The following is a 19284-nucleotide window of genomic DNA, read 5'->3' as shown; positions in this document are numbered from 1 at the left end:
ATTTTTGCAATAAATCACTTTGTTTCTGGGGCTATTATCGTTAAAATTCTGCACGATTTTTACTGACAGGAAACATCTCATGAGGCTAATAAACATAGTCGCTCTACTCGTCTTAAGCACGCTTTCTTCCGCTGCATTTGCGACTGTATTTACCTTCACCGCCATTCCCGATGAAGATGAGAGTCAGCTTCGTACACGTTTCGACAAGGTGGCTGAATATCTTCAGGACCAATTAGGTGTCGAGGTTAGGTATATTCCAGTTAAATCTTACTCCGCAGCGGTAACCGCATTCAGGAATAACCAAGTTCAACTGGCTTGGTTTGGAGGTTTATCTGGCGTACAGGCTCGTCGTTTGGTTCCAGGTTCCCAGGCGATCGCTCAGGGCTATGAAGATCAGTTTTTTAAGAGTTATTTTATTGCACATCATTCGGCTGACATTCTACCATCTGAGAGTTTTCCTAATTTAAACGGTTACACCTTCACCTATGGTTCAAAAGGCTCAACATCGGGTCGACTTATGCCACAATTTTTTATCGAGCGAAATCTAGGTAAACAGGCTGAAAATGTGTTCACCCGTATTGGTTTCTCCGGTGACCATAGCCGAACCATAGCTCAGGTTCAAGCTGGGGCTTATCAGGTTGGCGCGGTTAACTACAAGGTGTGGGAAAGGGCGTTGGCTAAAGGCATTGTGGATCTGGATAAGGTCGATGTGATCTGGCAGAGCCCGGCGTACCCGGATTATCAGTGGACGGTCAGGAAAGGAGTGAATGAGACATTTGGCGCCGAGTTTAAGACTAAGCTGACAAAAGCCCTACTCGACATGAAAGACCCTGAACTCCTCGCTAGCTTTCCAAGGAAGTCTTTCGTAGAAGCCGAAAATTCAGATTATCAACCTATTGAAAATATAGCTAAAACCATAGGGCTTATCGACTAGTATTTATTCGCTATGATAACATTTGAAAACTTGACCCTTAAATATGCCGACAAGCTGGCTATCGATAGCCTCTCTTTAACGATAGAGGCCGGAGAGAAGGTGGCGATAATTGGTGCCTCAGGTGCGGGTAAGTCGACGCTGCTGGCTCACCTCTACCACTTGCTAAAAGACAATGCAGCTTATTGCTCACAAAAACAGGGACTGGTCGATAGCTTAAGCACGTATCATAATGTTTATATGGGGGCATTAGCTAAGCACCACTGGGTGTATAACCTAGCCAATTTGATCGCGCCATTCAAGAAGCCGTTAAGTGAAGTCAATGAGCTATGTCGGGATCTCGAACTCGATTTTCATGTCAGTAAGAAGCTCTCAACACTTTCTGGGGGTCAACGACAACGCGTCGCATTGGCAAGAGCCCTATATCAAGAGCAGCCAATCTTTATTGGCGATGAACCCTTTTCGGCGTTAGACCCGATTATGGGAAAACGTCTGTTGGACCTCGTATTTTCCCGCCATGAAACGGTGATCATGGTGCTGCATGATAAGTCCGCAGCGTTAACGCATTTCGACCGTGTTATCGGCCTGAGCCAGGGCCAACTCAAGCTGGATATTACCCACGGTAAAATAACGTCAAACCATATCGATGAACTTTACTCTGGCTCTGTTTCAGCAACGAGTTCAGATGCATTCAAGCATGCCTAATGCTCAGCCTAAGTCCATGGCTGTGGATCTGACTAAGCATTATTCATTTTTTGGTTATTGGCAGAAAGTCACCTTGCTGTTATGGCTGACTGCTGCCGTGTGTTTTTCCTTGTCAGATACCGAAATAATCTCTCTCGAACCTTGGAGTGAGCTACTGAGAATGGCTGAGGGATTTATGACCCCAGATTTTTTTGCCACCGAGTATTTACTGGCATCTCTGTGGCAAACCGTCTCTTTTGCGCTACTGGGTGTGGTCGCTGGCTTGCTCTTCGGGGTTCCCTTATCTTTCCTGTATTCCAATCGCTTGGTGGCGGCCTTCTGTGCGGTCACGCGTTCTATTCATGAAATATTCTGGGCGCTGCTGTTTTTACAGGTGTTTGGACTGTCGCCTGTAACGGGAATATTGGCGATAGCCTTACCCTATGGGGCTACTTTTGCCAGAGTATTTAACGATATCTTGATACAAGCACCCCAAACAACAAGTCAAACCTTGCCGGCTAATACCGATAGAATAAGTCGATATTTTTACGGTCGAATCAGTCACGTATTGCCCTCAATTTTAGCTTATGTCCGTTACCGGTTCGAATGCGCCCTCAGAAGCAGTGCGGTGCTGGGTTTTATCGGCATGCCGACGATAGGTTTTTATCTGGAGACGGCGTTCCGGCAGGGTAATTATCATGAAGGTGCGGCCCTGTTAATCTTGTTTATTGCCTTGATTGGCACCATAAGCTATTGGTGCCGACCTAAGCTTATTTTGTGTTATATCTTGGCTGGTTTATATACTCTGCCTACTATTCCCAGTGTCGACGGCATGTTGTTGTGGCGTTTTATCACAGTAGACATCTTACCGCCCGCCTTACAGCAGGTGGATCATTGGCGTCAGATCGACTTGAATCTTGTCAATCGGCTGCTGAGCTGGGCACAAAAGTTATTCTTTACTCAAGCCTTGCCGGGGTTAGCGATCACCTTATTGCTGGCATTATCCGCGTTGGCCATGGCGCACATCATTGCCTTGTTTAGCTCGGCGCTTTCATGCAGAAGCTTGAGCGGATCCTTGCTTTCGAACTGTACTAAGTTTGGCTTGCTAGTGTTACGATCTGTTCCTGAATATATTTTCGCCTTTATTTTTATGATGTTATTGGGCCCATCCATGCTGCCGGCCATGCTGGCGCTGGCGCTTCATAATGGTGCTCTGATCGCTTATCTAACGGTGAGGCAGTCAGATACCTTAGAGGTTTCGGCAGATTATAATGGCAGGCTCGACGGATATTGTTATCAGGTGCTGCCTCAGATTTACCCCAATCTTATGGGGCTGGTGTTTTATCGTTTCGAAGTTATCTTACGTGAGACAGCCATTTTGGGCATGTTAGGTGTGGCGACCTTAGGTTTTTATGTCGATAGCGGCTTTGCTGAGATCCGTTATAGCTCTGCATTATTCCTGTTGGTGTGTACGGCCATGCTCAACATAGTGGTCGATATGATAAGCCGACGTTTATTAACCGCTAACATTAATCAGCGGATGACCTGCAGTGGTAATCACCAGCCGAGTAGCAAAACCTTAGGCAGCGGATGCTAATGAGTGAGTTTTGTAGGTGTTAGAATAAGGTTCTAGCCCTTAAACGTTCAGCTCTTATGCCAATTCATATGCCGTCATTAAGAGATCGCCAGGAAGATATTGGCAGATTAGTCGAGCATTTTTTGACGTTGCACAGCGGTCAATATAAGCCGGAACAAGCTAAATTATCGGCAAATACCTTAAAGCAGTTACTGGATTACGCCTGGCCAGGGAACGTTCGAGAAAGACTGTTTAGAACATGCCATGAACAAGCATCAAGGTAACCGCACTAGGGCGGCTAAATTTTTAGGCCTAAGCTATAAGGCCTTTTTGGACCGATTAGACAAGTACCAATTGGTGTAAGCCATTCTCTATTTAGCTTAGGACGGGCTAGCCGGAAAACGACTCGTAATGGTATCAGCTCCTATGTGAGCCAGACTTACTGTTTATATGACGCCAGAGACTATGATGACTGCGACAGAAATAAACAGTATGCCGGTGACTAGATTAATGACTGGGCTAGCTCTCTTTACTTTCAATTGAATAAGGGGCTTGGATAAGACTAGGGCAATAAATATAAACCAGCTTAATGATAAGATAAGCATGATGAATACGGCGCTCACCTTAGTGATGACATTGATATCAGGCGTGATCATGGCGGAAAACAAGGTAATAAAGAACACCATAGCTTTGGGATTTAGCAGGTTAGTGTATAGCCCCTGGAAAAAACCTTGTTTGACAGACAATCCTAGCTTACTCGCATTATCCAGAACTTGGGAGCTCGCTTCGTTGCGCCACTGGGAAATAGTGCCTCGAATAGCACCTATGCCCATCCAGCCAAGATAACTCGCTCCGATTAATTGTACGGCGACAAAGAGCAGCTCTGAGCTCTTGATGAGTAAACTCACCCCGGTGACACTGAGTAAACTGTGCAGCAAGATGGCCACGGAGATGCCCACTGCTGAGGCGATAGCCGTAGCTCGACTTTCTTGGCTGGCCATCTTTACCACTAGGGCGAAGTCTGGTCCCGGGCTCGCCAAGGCGACAGAGTGAATAATGGCCAGAGAGATAAGTAGTTGTAGTTCCATATTGAGATCCGATTTTATAACTTGTCCCAATAATGGGGGATTAAGAACGAGAGGTATTGTAAATTATTGCAAGGGTGTAGGAAATAGGCTAGTAAAAAATTGCATGAACCAAACATGTTGCAATATAATACCATTCCGAGTAAGTATCTGATCATTCAGCGGGAGTTCAAAGCGCTGTAGGCAAGGCGAATATTTGAAGCTAATAGTTATTCTATATCGAAAACATTCAACGTAGCATAAAGGGCTTTGAAACCCGCACTACGTGAGGCTCTCAGTGTTTCCACTTCTGCGTTACATTGACTTAAAAGGGAGTAACCATTTCCTCATCAATGTGCCTTGAATTGAAAACACTGAGAGCCTCTGAACTGACCAGATACTTATATGGAATGGTATAATACTGTATTAATCAGTATTTTGGCTCATAATATCAGACTCATCAGCGAGACATTTATTCGATTGGAGCTTAGATTGTGAAGGGACAGATTTTACGTGAAATGAAGGTTCAAACCGCAATAGAGCCTGAATATGAAGTACAAAGGCGCGTTGCTTTCATCAAATTGAAACTCAAAGAGTCACATTGTAAGCGCTTAGTGCTTGGGATCAGTGGTGGGGTCGACTCATCACTCGCGGGGCGTTTATGTCAGCTTGCTGTCGATGAGTTAAACCATGAGGCAGAAAAGAGTGTTTATCAGTTTATTGCCGTGCGTCTGCCTTACGATGTGCAACAAGATGAAGATGAGGCTCAGCTGGCTTGTCAGTTTATCTCTCCTTCTAAGCAAGTCACCGTCAACATACATGAAGGCGTCGCCGGCATTCATGCTCATACCTTAGCTGGGCTTGAAGCTGCAGGGATAGAGCCAAGTGATGAAGGCAAGGTCGATTTCGTTAAAGGCAATGTAAAGGCGAGAATGCGTATGATCGCACAATATGACATTGCCGGCTTAACGGGTGGATTAGTGGTCGGTACCGATCATAGCGCCGAGAATATCACCGGCTTTTACACTAAATGGGGCGATGGAGCCTGCGATTTGGCGCCGCTATTTGGCTTGAATAAGCGCCAGGTACGTAAGCTCGCCGCTTTCTTAGGGGCACCTGAAATATTAGTCAATAAAGCGCCAACGGCAGATCTTGAAGATGATAAGCCACAACTCGAGGATGAAGTTGCATTGGGCTTGAGCTACGATCAGATAGATGACTTTTTGGAAGGCAAGTCAGTGGATAGGGTTGTGGACGATAGACTGGTGGGGATCTATAAGGCGACGCAGCATAAGCGCAAGCCTATTGCGACCATCTATGACTAAATTACATCGTCTATAGGGCTCAATTTGGTGAAAAAGGCGCGAATGCGCCTTTTTTGTGGGCGTGTTTTATATTTATCTATTAGCCACTTTATTGGTTCAGATAAGGTTTTAACTGTTCAATCAGGCTATTGGGAAATTGGCGATAGTCCAGATAAGGCGAGATGAACACCCCCAAGCCATTTGCATGGAGTCTGTCTTGCTCATCTAAGCGGTTAAATAACGTGTTAGTGCTATTGATGTTTAATTTAGCAGCCGATACGGCGCCGACTATGATATGTCGCTCTGGGGTTGATGACAGCCTAGATGCCCCTATCAATATCTGCTCGTCACGTTTGAGTAACTGAGTATCGCGATAGTTTTTCCAATCGTCATCCGGGGCTGACAACTTGGCCATGATGGTTAATATCTTGCGCCAATGATTGCCATTAAGCGCGATGAGTGTGGCCGCGGCGTCAGCTTGGCGATAACTCCACCCTAGGGGCAAAGTAGGGGCGTTTGGCAGGTAATAGCAAGTCTTAGCTTCGGCATTGCCGAGAAGCATACTGGACACGGGTTTGGACATTATCTGTTCAACCATGTTTTCGGGTGTGAGTATTGGTGGATTTTACCTGGTTAATGCGTGTAAGTTAACCTAATTAAATGAACGTTCAATTTAGACAGTAACTTTTATCGCTATTGATGAGGCTTGTTTGTGTCGAGGCATGTTAGAACAGATATGAGAACGATCGTTATAGGCTCCACCAAACACCTGCTTATGGCCATTTTTTATGCTTCGCTGGGGATTGTTGTTGCCTTGCTGGTGGCCGGGATCGGTTTTCTTAACGCGAGACCCGATCTTGATATCTGGCACACAGTAGAGTTAACCGCCGAATTTAAACGTGCCCAAGGCGTAGAGACCTTCTCTGACTATATAGCCCTTGAAGAGACGCTTTTCGAAGAGGTCGAGCAGAAGATCTACGCGCAGACTCTGGCACCGCATTCGTCAATTCTGAATCGTTATGTGCGCGGCAGTTTGGCAGACCCACAAAAGTGGCGTCATGACTGGAACCGCAGTTATGAGTGGCCAAAACAAGATGCAGATTTCGGTGTCTTGCTGCTTCATGGTATGTCTGATTCCCCTTACGCCTTATCTCATGTGGCGAAACATTTTAAGGACAAGGCACATGTCTTAGGCTTGAGATTACCCGGTCATGGCACCATTCCCTCCGGTCTGGTTAACGTCCAATGGCAAGACATGGCTGCGGCAGTGACTCTAGCCACCGAGCATCTTAAACGGCTACTCGATGGCAAGCCTCTATATGTGATAGGCTTTTCAACAGGAGCGGCTCTGGCATTGAATCATGAGTTAGAACGAGTGGCCCAGAGCAAGGCGGGTGAATATTCCGCTATGGTATTCCTATCTCCGGCGATAGGCTTACCACCTGTGGCCGCGGGCGCACAGTGGCAGGCAAGATTAGGCGCCTTATTGGGACTGGAGAAGTTGAGCTGGAACAGTATTCAGACAGAATATGATCCCTTTAAATACAACTCGTTTGCGGTAAACGCCGGCGATGTTGTCTATCAACTCGCTGAGCGTAATCAGTTCCTGTTAGAGAGAGCCTCGGCGCAGCAGCTTGAGTCTCTGCCGTCTGTGCTGGCATTTCAGTCGCTGACTGATGATACCGTGTCGACACCGGCGGTGTTCTCTGGTTTATTTCAAAAGCTGCCTGAGGATAATCATCAACTGGTTATCTTCGATATCAATCGTACCGAGGTCAATATGGGGCTCATTGAGCAAGACCCTATGTTGAATTTCGACGGCATATTTAATAGCAAACACCTTAAATACGATCTGACCTTAGTCCACAACAATGTCAAGACACTAGACCTGCCCAGAGATGTGGTGGCTGAGACTCATTTCACCCGAGGCGAAACTGAAACTCAGGTCCTGAATTTGAGCTGGCCAAGAAATGTCTATTCACTGTCCCATGTAGCCTTGCCATTTCCTATCGAAGATAGCCTGTATGGACCGGAAGGCGTGCATTATGTGAAGCGAATTCAGATAGGCGCAGCATCGACTCGAGGAGAGCGTGGTGTACTCGGGGTGTCGGCCGATGAGATATTAAGGCAGAAATGGAATCCATTTTTCCCATATCTTATTTCCAGAATAGACAAGTTTATTACGGAGTTAGAGTAGAACTGCAATAGGTAGACTGTTGATCCATTGTAAACTTATATGCTACCTTCGGTGTTATTTTGTGACCAAAAAGAATGACATAAAGGGTATACATGTTAACTATCACCGACTTGAATAAAACATACGGCAACGGTGTTAACGCACTCGATGGCGTGAATCTCAACATAGACAAGGGGGTGTTCGGGTTATTAGGGCCCAACGGTGCCGGCAAGTCGTCCTTGATGCGCACCATCGCCGCCCTGCAAAGCGCAGACTCGGGGAGTATTATTTTCGATGGCATAGATGTCATGGCTCAGCCCCAATCACTGCGTAAAACCTTAGGTTATCTCCCACAAGATTTTAATGTGTACCCTCGTATAAGCGCTTATGATTTACTCGATCATTTGGCCATATTGAAAGGGCTAAATAACGCTAAAGCCCGTAAAGAAGCCGTCGATGGCTTGCTCGCACACACCAATTTATATCAACATAAAAACAAAGCCGTCAGCGGTTTTTCTGGTGGTATGCGTCAACGCTTTGGCATAGCACAGGCGCTGCTTGGCGATCCTAAATTGTTAATCGTCGATGAACCCACTGCCGGACTCGATCCCGAGGAACGCAACCGTTTCCATAACTTGCTGGTCAGCTTAGGTGAGGAAAAGGTGGTTATTCTTTCTACCCATATCGTCGAAGATGTCTCAGAGCTGTGTGAAAAAATGGCTGTGCTGGCTTCGGGTAAAATTTTACTTGAAGGTAATCCTCTGCAATTAGTCGGGGAGCTGAATGATAAAATTTGGACTAAGACGGTCAGTCAAGCAGAGGTTGTGGAACTTGAGTCTGAGCTATCTGTCATTTCCAAGCGCTTGTTTGCGGGCCGCACGGTTCTCAACGTGATGTCTGACCAGTGTCCTGAAGGCTTCGCGCCTGCCAGTGCGGGTCTTGAGGACTTGTATTTTTCCACGCTTCATAGCCATCGTAATGGTCAGACAGCATAAGGAGAACGACAATGTTGTTATCTATGGTGAGATTTGAATGGCGTTATTACTTGCGCCAACCGTCATTTTACGTGATTGCCTTGCTGTTTTTTTTATTGGGTTTTTTGTCTGTCGCTTCCAATAATATACAAATTGGTGCCGGCGGCGAAGTCATGAAGAATAGCCCCTTTAGTATTACCCAGTCGATACTCGTAATGAGCTTTATTTCGATGTTTGCTGTGGTGAATTTTGTCGGTAGCACAGCCATTCGCAACCATCAACATTTGATGGAAGAATTGATTTTCAGTAAGCCCCTATCCCCATTTTCATATCAGTTTGGCCGCTTTATGGGCAGCTTTGCGGTGGTGATGGCCGTGTTTGCCTTTATCCCCCTTGGGCTCTTGTTGGGCTCACTCATGCCTTGGGTGGATGCCAGCCGTTTTGGCTCAACCTCATTGTTAAGCTATGTGCTGCCTTATTTGCAATTGGCTTTGCCGAGTTTATTGCTGATTTCGACCTTATTTTATGCCATGGCAACCTGGTTTAGGTCTTTGATGGCCTTGTATCTGACTGCCGTGGCAATGCTGGTGCTCTATACCTTAACGGGGGAGATGGCGAGCCAACCGCAATACCGAACCCTAGCTGCGCTACTCGATCCGTTTGCGCTGCGTACCTTTGCGGATGTCACCCGTTACTGGACCATCAGTGAGAAAAATACCCAGTTGGTGGAATTGTCAGGCATTATGCTGCAAAACCGCCTGCTATGGCTAGGTATTGCCAGTGTCTTACTGGGGCTGTCCGGCGTGTTTCGTTCGCCTAAGTTAACCAAGAAACGTGAAAAAAAACCCCTCAAAGTCGGTACCCAACCCAAGCTTATTCCTGTGTCAACATTGGCGATGGCGACGTTGCCCAATGGCCGTCTACAGTTTTGGGCGCGGGTAAAGTTTGAAGTCCGCCAAGTGCTGTTGACGGCCCCTTTTGTGGTGTTAGGGGTCTTAACCGTGTTTAACTTAATCGGCCCTATGTTTAATGATTTTGGTTGGTATGGCACCTCCAACTGGCCCTTGACTCAAGACATGGTCGACAATATTGCCGGCGCAACGGGTCTATTGATGATCATAGTGCTGATTTATTACAGTGCTGAAATTGTTTGGCGTGAGCGCACATCGGGCATGGGGGATATTGTTGATAGTATGCCCGTGTCCAATCTGAGCTTTTGGAGTTCAAAGCTGGTGTCAATTGTCATCGTGATGACCCTGCTTTATGTGCTTGCCATGTGCACTACGATTGTCTTCCAGTTGATAAAAGGTCAAGCCAATCTTGAATTGTCGCAATATGTCATTCGTCTCGGGTTTTATTATCTTGTGCCGTTGATTATGTCAGCGGTACTGGCTTTTTTCCTACAAGTATTGAGCCCGAATAAGTACGCGGGTATGGGGTTATTTGTTGGCTATTATTTAACGACATTTGTGATGGCAAGTTGGGGTTTTGGCCATAGTTTGTATAATTTTGGCCAGTCACCCATTTTAGCTTACTCGGATATGAATGGTTACGGTTGGGGCTTAGTCTCTCACGGTATGTACATGATTTACTGGGGGGCGTTTAGCGTCATCTTATTTGTTTTAGGCTATGGCTTATATCATAGGGGGCCACAGCAGAGCCTCAAGACCCGGCTGAACTTACTGGGCTATCAAATAGGTGGCAGTGGCAAGGCGATAGTGGCGAGCGCCTTGGTGGTTTTCTTGGGGATGGGTGGTTACTTATTTTACCAAACTAAAGTGGTAAATCAGCATCAAACAGCAGATGAACGTGCCGATTTACGAGCCGATTACGAGAAGGCCTTCAAGCAATATCAAGGCTGGCCCATACTAGTGGCGACAAAAGTGAATGCCAATGTCGACCTGTATCCTGAAGCACGTAAGTTAGTGGCGAATATTAAATTTGAATGGCAGAACAAATCCGCTACGCCGATTGAGAAAATGCTGGTGCAATTGCCTGAGCATACGCGTGGGGAAACGGTACAGATTAACATTCCTCATTCAACCCTTGGAGAGTTTGACGGCCGTTATCGTAATACCTGGTTAACCTTCGACACGCCGGTTATGCCGGGAGAGGTTGTACAAGGGGACATTCAGTTAACCCGTGGATCCGTGGGGATTGCCGAGTCTGGCTTCGATTTTACTGTGGTTGAAAATGGCACCTTCATTAATAATTTTGAGTTATTACCTGTATTTGGTTATCAAGAAAATGATGAACTGTCAGACCGGCACGAGCGCCAAAAACGTGGTCTGGCTGAAAAACAGCGAGCGAACAAGCTTGAGGACAGTGATTTTTACACCCAGAACTTTTTTGGGGTCGATGGTGATTTCATTCAGTTTGAAGCGACCATTTCGACGGTTGCCGACCAAATTGCCATTGCACCAGGATACTTGCAGAAGCAGTGGCAACAAAACGGGCGACAGTATTTTCACTATGTGATGGACAGTCCCATGGTGAACTTTTTCGCTATTATCTCCGCGCGTTATCAAGTTGAACGCACTGAGCATAAGGGCATAGCGGTTGAAGTCTACTATCATCCGGATCATCCTTGGAACGTGGCGCGGATGATCGAAGCGGTTAATGACTCTATCGATTATTACACGCTAGCATTTGGGCCCTATCAGCATAAGCAAATGCGGATCATGGAGTTTCCAAGTTACCGTAGTTTCGCGCAAAGTTTTGCCAATACCGTGCCTTATTCGGAGCGCATTGGTTTTATCACGGATTTGCGCAATGAAGACAACATTGATCCTGTGTATTACGTGACGGCCCATGAAGTGGCTCACCAATGGTGGGGGCATCAAGTGGGAGCGGCTGATGTTCAGGGCAGTGCCGTTATTTCAGAAAGCTTATCTCAGTATTCTGCCTTGATGGTGCTGGAGAAAAAATACGGCGAGAACATGATCCGTAAATTTCTCAAATATGAATTGGACCGGTACTTACGGGGTCGCTCATCAGAGTCAATAAGCGAGATGCCGTTATTGCGTAGTGAAAATCAAGCATACATTCACTACCAAAAAGGCGCTGTGGTGATGATGGCGATAAAAGATACCATCGGGGAAGCGAGACTGAATGATAACTTGAAGGCATTTTTAATGCGTTATCAGTATCGTAATGATCCATTCCCAACCACCTTAGATCTGGTCAAATACCTCAAACAGGATGTGGACGAGGCGCAAGCTGAGTTCATTGAAGATTCGTTTAATAAGATCATCTTATATGATTTACGTTTGACGAATGTGGTAATGACTCAATTGGATAATGGCAAGGTACAGTTGGACTTGACTATTCATGCTGGCCGCAAACTCGCCCAAGGCAAAGGCGAGGAATCTGAATTACCATTGGATGCCTTAATCGATATTGGTGTGTTTAGTGCCGATCCGGATAAGCTTGAAAACGATAGTGAAGTTATACTATTAGAGAAGCATAGACTCGTCAGTGGCGAAAATAGTTTAACCCTTATCCTCGACGGTGAGCCAAGCTATGTCGGGGTCGACCCCTTCATTAAGTTGATTGACCGTGATGCCAAGGACAATATCTTTAAGCTTTAATCGACGATAAAAGCCCCTTGCCCATGAAGACAATCAGCACCCGCAGATGAAGGGTGAAACTGAGTTTTCATGGGTAAGGTTAAACATAAAGTTCTCCATTAGAGTGGGTCATTAATGGCTTTTGGTGCTGGTTTCTATTGGGATAAAAGCTTGTCGGCGAAGGTCAGTGGCCTGTTTCTACGGGATTTAAAGCTTGTTGACTAAGGGGGGGGGGCAGTTCGTTAGACTAGGCGTAAGCGTTATAAATTAGCTTGTCACTCTGGCATCGACTGGTCTAGGCATAGAGATTATGACCCTATCTCTGCCCTGGTTTTTAGCCAGATACAAGTTAAGATCGGCTTGTTTAAACCAGGCCTCTAACTCGGTACTGAATTTAGCATTGTTCACCAGGGCACCTATGCTGACCGTCATGCTTATCAGACGTTTATCATTAGGGTTTTCGATGGCTAAGCCTCTAACATTATTTTTAAACTCGTTGAGGTGCGCTTCAATCATTAGCACATTACAGAAGGGTAAGATGAGCAAAAACTCTTCACCACCATAACGTGCGATGACATCGGTATCCCGCTTAAAGTATTTTTTCATCTCTTTTGATAAAACCCGCAGGCATTCATCACCGCCTTGATGACCATAGGTATCATTGATAGATTTGAAATTATCGATATCTAAGATCCCCAGCGCCATCACTTCATCGCTACGTTGACAAAAATCTTGGGTGGATCTGAATTTGACTTCGGCATAGCGACGATTGTACAGAGACGTTAACTCATCTTTTTCGACTAATATTTGCAGTTTAGCATTGGCTTTTTGCAGTTCAAAGGTACGGATCGCGACCTTCTCTTCGAGTTCTAACTGGTAAGAAACTAGCTCTTGCTTACTCTTCTTAATGATCTGATATAAGTTGAGAAACTCAATAGGTGATTCTTCGTTGATATGATAATCGGCCGCTTTACTGTGTCCATATTCGGCAAATTTATTGGCAATGATGCCAAGTGGCTGAGTCAAGCGGATACTCAGGACTCGAGTCACTAAGACGGTAATTATGATGGAGAAGATAAGTACAGCAAATGTGGTGAGATATTGAGACTCTAGTAATTTTAATAAGGGAGAAAAGGGTTTAACCACATAGAGTTTCCATTGATTATCGAGGGTGTAGCTGTCATAGATAAATTCGGGACTCGGATTATCGATATCTCGCAGGTTGATCATAGACAGACTGGTCTTATAGTTTTTGCCACTCTCAGCCCATTTAAACTTGGACAAGGGGGTAAGACTTAAGGCATTTGATGCGTATATGACCCTGCCAGCTTCATCGATAAGGATCAAAAATTGATCTTGGTAGACCTCATTGGCCTGCTCAATTTGAGCGAAGGTGGTTAAATCTAATGAACCTTCGATGATCCCTGTTGGTTGGTTAGGTTTATTGCTGTGGTAGAAGGGCGCGCTGATGGCAACTATGGGGTCAGTGCCAAACCCTCGCCCTAAAAATGCCGGTGAAATGTAGGTGGTTTGATTGAAAAATGCTTGCTGAAAGTAGTGACGGTCTTCGACACTGATCTCTTTGTTGAGTACCTTGTCTACGCCTAATGCCGACATGGGGCTCGCCGCTATGATACGCGCATCGGCGTTGGTTACCAGCATGGTGGTAAACCCTGGGTAACTCTGATGCAGCTTGACCAGTTTGCTTTGCCAGTCAGATATATTCTCTGTGCCTGACAAACTCAGCCATCTAGCGGCGTTATCTATCGCTCGCTGATGCGTTTCAAGGAATACTTCAGTCGCCAGTCCTAAATGAGTGACTGAATCATGTAAGTTTCGCTGTAAACTCTCTTGTTGTTTGGTGATCACCTGATGATTGAATATCAGCGCCGAGCCCAACAGTGAGATGGTCAGTACTAAGGAGAAACTGTAAGTGAGTTGAGCATTGAAGCTACGTCTTTTCTTGTCTCTCACCTTACCATCTAGATGCCATAACTCAGAGATGACGGTGACAGCCAGAGAGCCCATAGCGGCGCAGATTAAACCATTTACGCCCTGCTTTAATGTGATAAAGGAGAGGTGGCTTTCAGGTAATTCCGAAAAAATACTGGCGTATAGCACAAATAATGGCATACCTAATAACAGCCAATATCCGATATCCGCGTATAGAGAATAGATGTCTTTTCTGCGGGCGAAGCCTAACCAGATGGCCTCCAGACAGAAGATGATAAATACATGGGGACTAGACCAGGAAATAAATAAGCCGATTGAGCAGAGCAGGGCGGTGATCAGCGCATACCAAGGGCCTAACAAGATGGCGACGATGACAAAAAAACCGTTGCCCAAGATAAGCTGAACATTGCCAAACAGGGGAATGGGGTACAGGTTCGCTATGAGGCCAAATAAGCCTAGAAAGAAGGAGAACTTGAAATGCTGACGATTAATCTGGAACATTAAAGCCTTATATTCTTTTATCTCGCGGCTAGGTATAGATGCTAGCGCCTTATAGCTCTATTCTCAATACATTTGTTACAAAAAGGTTGCCGATTGCTGGGTCTTTGCGCCAAATGGTAAGTGGACGGTTATCAAAATGGAGCGGGATAGAGAGAAACGACCGGCTAAATGTATCATCAATGGCTACGCTTGGTTGTTTTTGAGCGATTGCTATGCGCCCATGTAAGCCTAGGGTTAAATAGGTTTACTTTTAGTTGAATTACTTGAGTCCGTTGTGCATGCGTATAGCGCCTGAGAGTCAGATTAAGTTTATCTTCATTGTCGTGGTGCATAATTTTTCGCTCAAAGCGATAAAGCTTCACACTCATACCGCTCGGTATCACATCAAATGGATCATGAAAATGGATGATTTAATCAATCAACATATCTTTAAAGTCGGCATAGGTTTAGCCATTTTATTATCTTTTATTGTCTATGGGATCACCAAAGACTTACGCCTACAAAAGCAGTTAGAAGTTGAGCGAAAGCAGAAGGCTGAAGTTGAAGAATCACGGCAGTAATGGATTCGTCTCGCGGGTTTTTGAGGCAATCGATTACTGACTCAGAGTCATAATTTCCAGAGATATTGACCAAGTTGTGAAGCAAGCAGACCCGTTATTTGACTCCCAATAACGGGTCCATGTCTGGTTAATCCAGCTTCATTAAGCCTTAGAGTCTGAGCGGCTCATAAATTTTTGTTCGGCGGTGTTGATCTTAATCCTCTCACCATTGGCAATATATTCAGGGACCTGTACCGTCAGCCCGGTAGAAAGCGTCGCAGGCTTAGTACGTGCACTGGCCGAAGCTCCCTTGATTGAAGGGTCTGTTTCGACGATGAGCAGATCGACATGGGAAGGCAGTTCGATGGCAACGGGTGAGCCATCGACAGTAAGCACATGCAAGCCTTGAGTGTCTTCGGTGATATAGAGTAACTCTTCGGCTATGGTGTCCTTGTTGAAATGATAAGGGGTGTAATTTTCTACGTCCATGAAGACATACTCGTCACCATCGATATAAGAGAAGGTCACATCGTGGTGGCTCAGATCCGCAAGGCTTATCATATCATCGGCCTTGAAGGTATGATCCAGTTTAGACCCTGAAGCTACATCGTACATGCGCATGCGGTACAGGCTGCCTCCCGAACGTCCCTGGGGCACTGAACGTTCAATATCTCTGATGAGATAAACATTATTGTTGAATTCGATAGCAGTATTCTTTTTAACGTCGCTTGCCTTCGGCATGAGTAACATCTCGATAAGTAATTTTGTCAGTAAAATATCATAAGCTAAGCTGGATACCAATCCAGCTTAGCTAAAATTAGTGCGAGAGCAGATAATCCAGTCTAATCCGCAGTCCACAGGAGCTCAGTGATTTTACTCGTTTATGATTTCTACGCTTGCTGTGATGCCGGGTTCTGTAATGAATATAAGATAAAACCTCCTCGATACTGATGTAACGCTGCAAATAATAGGCATTTCGATTCACTATCTGAATAATTGTCAGCTTCATCGAGTAAGAGTCATTGCAATGGTATTTGGTGGGCGGCTATGAGTATAGCAAGCTTCATCTTTTCACCCGCTGAGCCAGCTTGCTCCTCTACGTCGCTTTGTTCATTAAAACCCCATTCCGGCCAGTAAAGTGCTTGCTAACCCTGTGGTGCCAAATAAAAGACTGAAAATGGAAAACGGTAGTTGTTCATTGAGGCGAAGACTCTGAGACAAGAGTGAAGATATAGAGATTAGCCAGACTTTATCGTCTGGATTTTAGCATGGGATAGATAGCAAAAAACCAGACTCATTGCTGAGTCTGGTTTTTTTAATGTGGTCGGGATAGCAGGATTTGAACCTGCGATCTCTTGTCCCCCAGACAAGCGCCTTACCGGACTAGGCCATATCCCGAGATTTTCTTAGAACCTAAACTGCGTCTAAGAACACCTAAACATCTTTTTCAAGGGGCTATTTAGGTGAGGCAGAACTTTAGCAAGTCACTTGAGGTTCTGCAAGCAATTAGTCACCACATTCGATCTGATTGCTTGGTTTGTAAGCTTTTTAGTCGGTAATTACTCAATTAACGCGTAATACGGGTTCAAAGAGATATCGATACACAGTACGGACTCTCTCTATTTTAATTGCTATACATCCTACGACCTTCACGCATCACTTCGATTAGCTCAGGTGCACTCAACTTCTTGCGCAGGCGATGCTGGTAATTTTTATCATAGATGCGGTACTTACCGTGTCTGTCGATCACCGTAATTTCAGATTTTTGATAGATACCAAAGATACGATTATCGCCGACATATAGCCAAGATTCAGCATCGGGCTGCAATAGACTTCGACCCGCACTGTAATCGGTCGCCGAATTCGTGCAGCCAAGAACTTGAGTCATCAAGGTGGGCGCGATGCCATAGTGGCTGGTTCGATAATTTACGTCTTTCGCCGGCGATTGTGGCCAATGGATCACTAAAGGAACCTGAACATTGGCAGGAGAGAGGTTACCTCTAGCCTCATCCAGGTTACTGGTAAACAATTTACCGCTGACCCCTGTGATGATGACCAAGGTATCTGTGGGCAAGTTGGTGATGATTTTTTCAATCTGTTGATCGATAAAATTCAATGACTGACGATATTGATTAAACAAGACTCGCTGAGCAGGTGTTAATTTCTGCTCAGACTGGACAGTTTCAATACCCAAAAATCCAATGGGGGTATCGTAGCTGTCAGGGGCTCTAAGGTTAATTAGACCGAACCAAGGACTTTTCTGTGCCTGTTGCCAAGTTTTGAATTCTACAACATTTTCAATATCTTGAGCCGCATCGCTAGTGTTTGGTGGCGAGATTTTCTGCTCAAAATCATCATAGATGGCTTGAGGTATCTGACTGGCGTGCAAGCCTGAGAATAAGCCCAGCTGATAGCCCTGTCGCTTCAATACTTGAGTCAGTAGAGGAGGCGTCTGTGACAAGTCTCCTGAGCTGATATAGCTGCCTTGAAGTCCATAAAGAATGGAGAACATGCCGCTGTTGAACTGATTGCCGCCACTGATGTGGTGTAGGAACTCCTGATTGTTATGGCCATACTGACTGAAGAAGGGCATGGTCTTACTCGTGACCATATCTGCCCTAAAACTATCTACGGTTAATAACAAGATATTAGGCTGCACATCATGGGTTTTAGTGCATTGCAGTGGACGTTTGGGGTAGTTCAAACTGCTTCTCTGGGATGAGCTTACTTTTGGCCGCGTGGAACTATCTATGCCATGACTTTCCATAAACGAACGGGCTGTGGCGGGATAGGAGAGCGGGTAAGCATCATCGAGACGAGTGATCTCGGTAATATCTGCGGCATCGGCCCAGATATGGATCAGATGACTGCTAATAAAGCATACACCCACGAAGGCGACGACCTTGTTACCACGACGCACCTTGTGGATTTTTTCGATCCTTTTCCAGAGGAAATTTGCCGCAGTGAGCTCAATGGCTAAAATCCCTAAGGGGGTGATGATATAGGAAGTGCCACGAAGCAGGGCATTAAGGTCGGCCCATGCCAGATCAAATACAAACGGACTCAGGTGCAGTCCGTAATCATCATAAATGATGGTGTCATAGAGTAAAATACAGAGACTTAAGGTGGCAACGCTTGCTGCATAGCCACGTAAAATCTTCGAATAGGGCAGCAGTAAGGTGACCGGAAAAATCAGCACCAAATAAACGATAAAGGCCAAAAAACTAAAGTGACCTAAGGTGCTGATGGCCAGATAACCCCAGCCAACCCAAGTCTCAGGATGACCCAGAGTACCGAGATACCTGAAGCCCACAATCATGGCAAGAAAGCCGTTGAAGAAGGCGAACCAATGTCCCCAAGTTACCAGGCGTGATACGCGATCACGGCCCATTTCCTTTTTACGCTCGACCATGTGGCTCCGCTTACCGTTTAAATGCTTATTTTATTTGATACTAAAGTATCTTAAGTTTTTTTTTACGATTTTAGCTAGTTTCAATGCTCGAAGGCATCAATTAGCGTTTAACTGACTGAGCTAGGGCTTTTGAAAACTGCTCGGCTACCTGGCCTCTGGCTTCCTGTGGGACTTTACGTGCCAGAAGATCTGTCACACAGTTACCCAATGCCATGAGTCTTAAGTCGGTCGGAGCTTGATGCTTATCCATCACAGCACTGATTTCAGCAATAAGAGATTCAACTTGAGTGTTAGAATATTTTGATTTTATAGCCATATTAAAAAAGTGTTTCGGTTACCGAGATATTTAGCGCCCATGATAACCGAAATTCAGCCTAAGCACGATATCATTGCACTGCTTAGGCTGATTTTGATAGCAATAGCCACTTTGACTGGTGTAAATTTGGCTGTTGCGCCTTTTGTCGAGGATTAGCTAGTGAGTATTAGTCATCTTACTGTTGAAGCAGGATTTCAATTGGGGCAATATAGGCTCATTAAAATTGACCCGAAAATGAGGTTCTGTTGAAGCGAACCGAGTCGCACGACCAGTGACCTTATATTG

15 protein-coding genes and 1 tRNA gene are annotated in these 19284 nt (G+C 45.4%); 9 read left to right on the top strand and 7 right to left on the bottom strand.

Annotated features, from left to right (window positions below; genetic code table 11):
• Positions 1 to 79: 79 nt before the first annotated feature.
• From HRU42_RS02490 to HRU42_RS21135, 4 genes are all read left to right on the top strand, one after another.
• Positions 80 to 934, top strand: a complete 855-nt coding sequence (locus HRU42_RS02490; protein WP_295028711.1) for a putative selenate ABC transporter substrate-binding protein — start codon at positions 80 to 82, stop codon at positions 932 to 934.
• Positions 935 to 946: 12 nt separating this feature from the next.
• Positions 947 to 1636 (top strand): ATP-binding cassette domain-containing protein, encoded by a 690-nt coding sequence (locus tag HRU42_RS02485; protein WP_295028709.1) that lies wholly within the window; start codon positions 947 to 949, stop codon positions 1634 to 1636.
• A complete protein-coding gene (locus HRU42_RS02480) occupies positions 1629 to 3212 on the top strand; it encodes an ABC transporter permease (RefSeq protein ID WP_295028739.1) in 1584 nt (527 codons plus the stop codon). The genes HRU42_RS02485 and HRU42_RS02480 overlap by 8 nt, the downstream gene beginning before the upstream one ends.
• Positions 3213 to 3455: 243 nt before the next feature.
• On the top strand, positions 3456 to 3554 hold the full coding sequence (locus tag HRU42_RS21135) for a helix-turn-helix domain-containing protein (RefSeq protein WP_367227134.1): 99 nt from the start codon (positions 3456 to 3458) through the stop codon (positions 3552 to 3554).
• Between the two features lie 83 nt (positions 3555 to 3637).
• Here the strand turns inward: HRU42_RS21135 and HRU42_RS02470 are convergent, their stop codons facing one another.
• Positions 3638 to 4279: a LysE family translocator gene (locus HRU42_RS02470; RefSeq protein WP_295028707.1), complete on the bottom strand. Its 642-nt coding sequence runs from the start codon at positions 4277 to 4279 to the stop codon at positions 3638 to 3640.
• A 470-nt stretch (positions 4280 to 4749) separates the two neighbouring features.
• Between HRU42_RS02470 and nadE the strand changes: the two genes are divergently transcribed.
• Positions 4750 to 5580: an ammonia-dependent NAD(+) synthetase gene (gene nadE, locus HRU42_RS02465; RefSeq protein WP_295028705.1), complete on the top strand. Its 831-nt coding sequence runs from the start codon at positions 4750 to 4752 to the stop codon at positions 5578 to 5580.
• An 88-nt stretch (positions 5581 to 5668) separates the two neighbouring features.
• Here the strand turns inward: nadE and HRU42_RS02460 are convergent, their stop codons facing one another.
• A complete protein-coding gene (locus tag HRU42_RS02460; protein WP_295028703.1) occupies positions 5669 to 6142 on the bottom strand; it encodes a hypothetical protein in 474 nt (157 codons plus the stop codon).
• A gap of 153 nt (positions 6143 to 6295) precedes the next feature.
• Between HRU42_RS02460 and HRU42_RS02455 the strand changes: the two genes are divergently transcribed.
• The 3 genes from HRU42_RS02455 (at position 6296) to HRU42_RS02445 (ending at position 12299) form a co-directional block, all read left to right on the top strand.
• Positions 6296 to 7756, top strand: a complete 1461-nt coding sequence (locus tag HRU42_RS02455; RefSeq protein ID WP_295028701.1) for an alpha/beta fold hydrolase — start codon at positions 6296 to 6298, stop codon at positions 7754 to 7756.
• A 92-nt stretch (positions 7757 to 7848) separates the two neighbouring features.
• Positions 7849 to 8730: an ABC transporter ATP-binding protein gene (locus tag HRU42_RS02450; RefSeq protein ID WP_295028699.1), complete on the top strand. Its 882-nt coding sequence runs from the start codon at positions 7849 to 7851 to the stop codon at positions 8728 to 8730.
• Positions 8731 to 8741: 11 nt separating this feature from the next.
• Positions 8742 to 12299 (top strand): M1 family aminopeptidase, encoded by a 3558-nt coding sequence (locus tag HRU42_RS02445; protein WP_295028697.1) that lies wholly within the window; start codon positions 8742 to 8744, stop codon positions 12297 to 12299.
• A gap of 246 nt (positions 12300 to 12545) precedes the next feature.
• On the opposite strand, the gene HRU42_RS02440 is transcribed toward HRU42_RS02445, so the two are convergent.
• On the bottom strand, positions 12546 to 14732 hold the full coding sequence (locus HRU42_RS02440; protein WP_295028695.1) for a diguanylate cyclase: 2187 nt from the start codon (positions 14730 to 14732) through the stop codon (positions 12546 to 12548).
• 401 nt (positions 14733 to 15133) lie between these two features.
• Between HRU42_RS02440 and HRU42_RS02435 the strand changes: the two genes are divergently transcribed.
• Complete coding sequence (locus HRU42_RS02435; RefSeq protein WP_295028693.1) at positions 15134 to 15292, top strand: hypothetical protein; 159 nt, start codon at positions 15134 to 15136, stop codon at positions 15290 to 15292.
• Between the two features lie 141 nt (positions 15293 to 15433).
• Here the strand turns inward: HRU42_RS02435 and yeiP are convergent, their stop codons facing one another.
• From yeiP to HRU42_RS02415, 4 genes are all read right to left on the bottom strand, one after another.
• On the bottom strand, positions 15434 to 16012 hold the full coding sequence (gene yeiP / locus HRU42_RS02430; protein WP_295028691.1) for an elongation factor P-like protein YeiP: 579 nt from the start codon (positions 16010 to 16012) through the stop codon (positions 15434 to 15436).
• A gap of 580 nt (positions 16013 to 16592) precedes the next feature.
• Positions 16593 to 16669 (bottom strand) — tRNA-Pro (locus HRU42_RS02425).
• A gap of 226 nt (positions 16670 to 16895) precedes the next feature.
• Entirely contained in the window at positions 16896 to 18683 is a 1788-nt protein-coding gene (locus HRU42_RS02420; RefSeq protein ID WP_295028689.1) for a DUF3413 domain-containing protein, read from the bottom strand.
• A 100-nt stretch (positions 18684 to 18783) separates the two neighbouring features.
• A complete protein-coding gene (locus HRU42_RS02415; protein ID WP_295028688.1) occupies positions 18784 to 18999 on the bottom strand; it encodes a YejL family protein in 216 nt (71 codons plus the stop codon).
• Positions 19000 to 19284: the final 285 nt, after the last annotated feature.

Origin of the sequence: Shewanella sp. (genome assembly GCF_013214165.1) — a bacterium.
Taxonomy (GTDB): domain Bacteria; phylum Pseudomonadota; class Gammaproteobacteria; order Enterobacterales; family Shewanellaceae; genus Shewanella.
This window is presented reverse-complemented; position numbering and strand designations above follow the sequence as displayed.

Bases quoted from the DNA above. Each gene is read 5' to 3' on its own strand.
- HRU42_RS02490 (WP_295028711.1), top strand. From the start codon at position 80: ATGAGGCTAATAAACATAGTCGCTCTACTCGTCTTAAGCACGCTTTCT.
- HRU42_RS02485 (WP_295028709.1), top strand. From the start codon at position 947: ATGATAACATTTGAAAACTTGACCCTTAAATATGCCGACAAGCTGGCT.
- HRU42_RS02480 (WP_295028739.1), top strand. From the start codon at position 1,629: ATGCCTAATGCTCAGCCTAAGTCCATGGCTGTGGATCTGACTAAGCAT.
- HRU42_RS21135 (WP_367227134.1), top strand. From the start codon at position 3,456: ATGAACAAGCATCAAGGTAACCGCACTAGGGCGGCTAAATTTTTAGGC.
- HRU42_RS02470 (WP_295028707.1), bottom strand. From the start codon at position 4,279: ATGGAACTACAACTACTTATCTCTCTGGCCATTATTCACTCTGTCGCC.
- HRU42_RS02460 (WP_295028703.1), bottom strand. From the start codon at position 6,142: ATGTCCAAACCCGTGTCCAGTATGCTTCTCGGCAATGCCGAAGCTAAG.
- HRU42_RS02455 (WP_295028701.1), top strand. From the start codon at position 6,296: ATGAGAACGATCGTTATAGGCTCCACCAAACACCTGCTTATGGCCATT.
- HRU42_RS02450 (WP_295028699.1), top strand. From the start codon at position 7,849: ATGTTAACTATCACCGACTTGAATAAAACATACGGCAACGGTGTTAAC.
- HRU42_RS02445 (WP_295028697.1), top strand. From the start codon at position 8,742: ATGTTGTTATCTATGGTGAGATTTGAATGGCGTTATTACTTGCGCCAA.
- HRU42_RS02440 (WP_295028695.1), bottom strand. From the start codon at position 14,732: ATGTTCCAGATTAATCGTCAGCATTTCAAGTTCTCCTTCTTTCTAGGC.
- HRU42_RS02435 (WP_295028693.1), top strand. From the start codon at position 15,134: ATGGATGATTTAATCAATCAACATATCTTTAAAGTCGGCATAGGTTTA.
- yeiP (WP_295028691.1), bottom strand. From the start codon at position 16,012: ATGCCGAAGGCAAGCGACGTTAAAAAGAATACTGCTATCGAATTCAAC.
- HRU42_RS02420 (WP_295028689.1), bottom strand. From the start codon at position 18,683: ATGGTCGAGCGTAAAAAGGAAATGGGCCGTGATCGCGTATCACGCCTG.
- HRU42_RS02415 (WP_295028688.1), bottom strand. From the start codon at position 18,999: ATGGCTATAAAATCAAAATATTCTAACACTCAAGTTGAATCTCTTATT.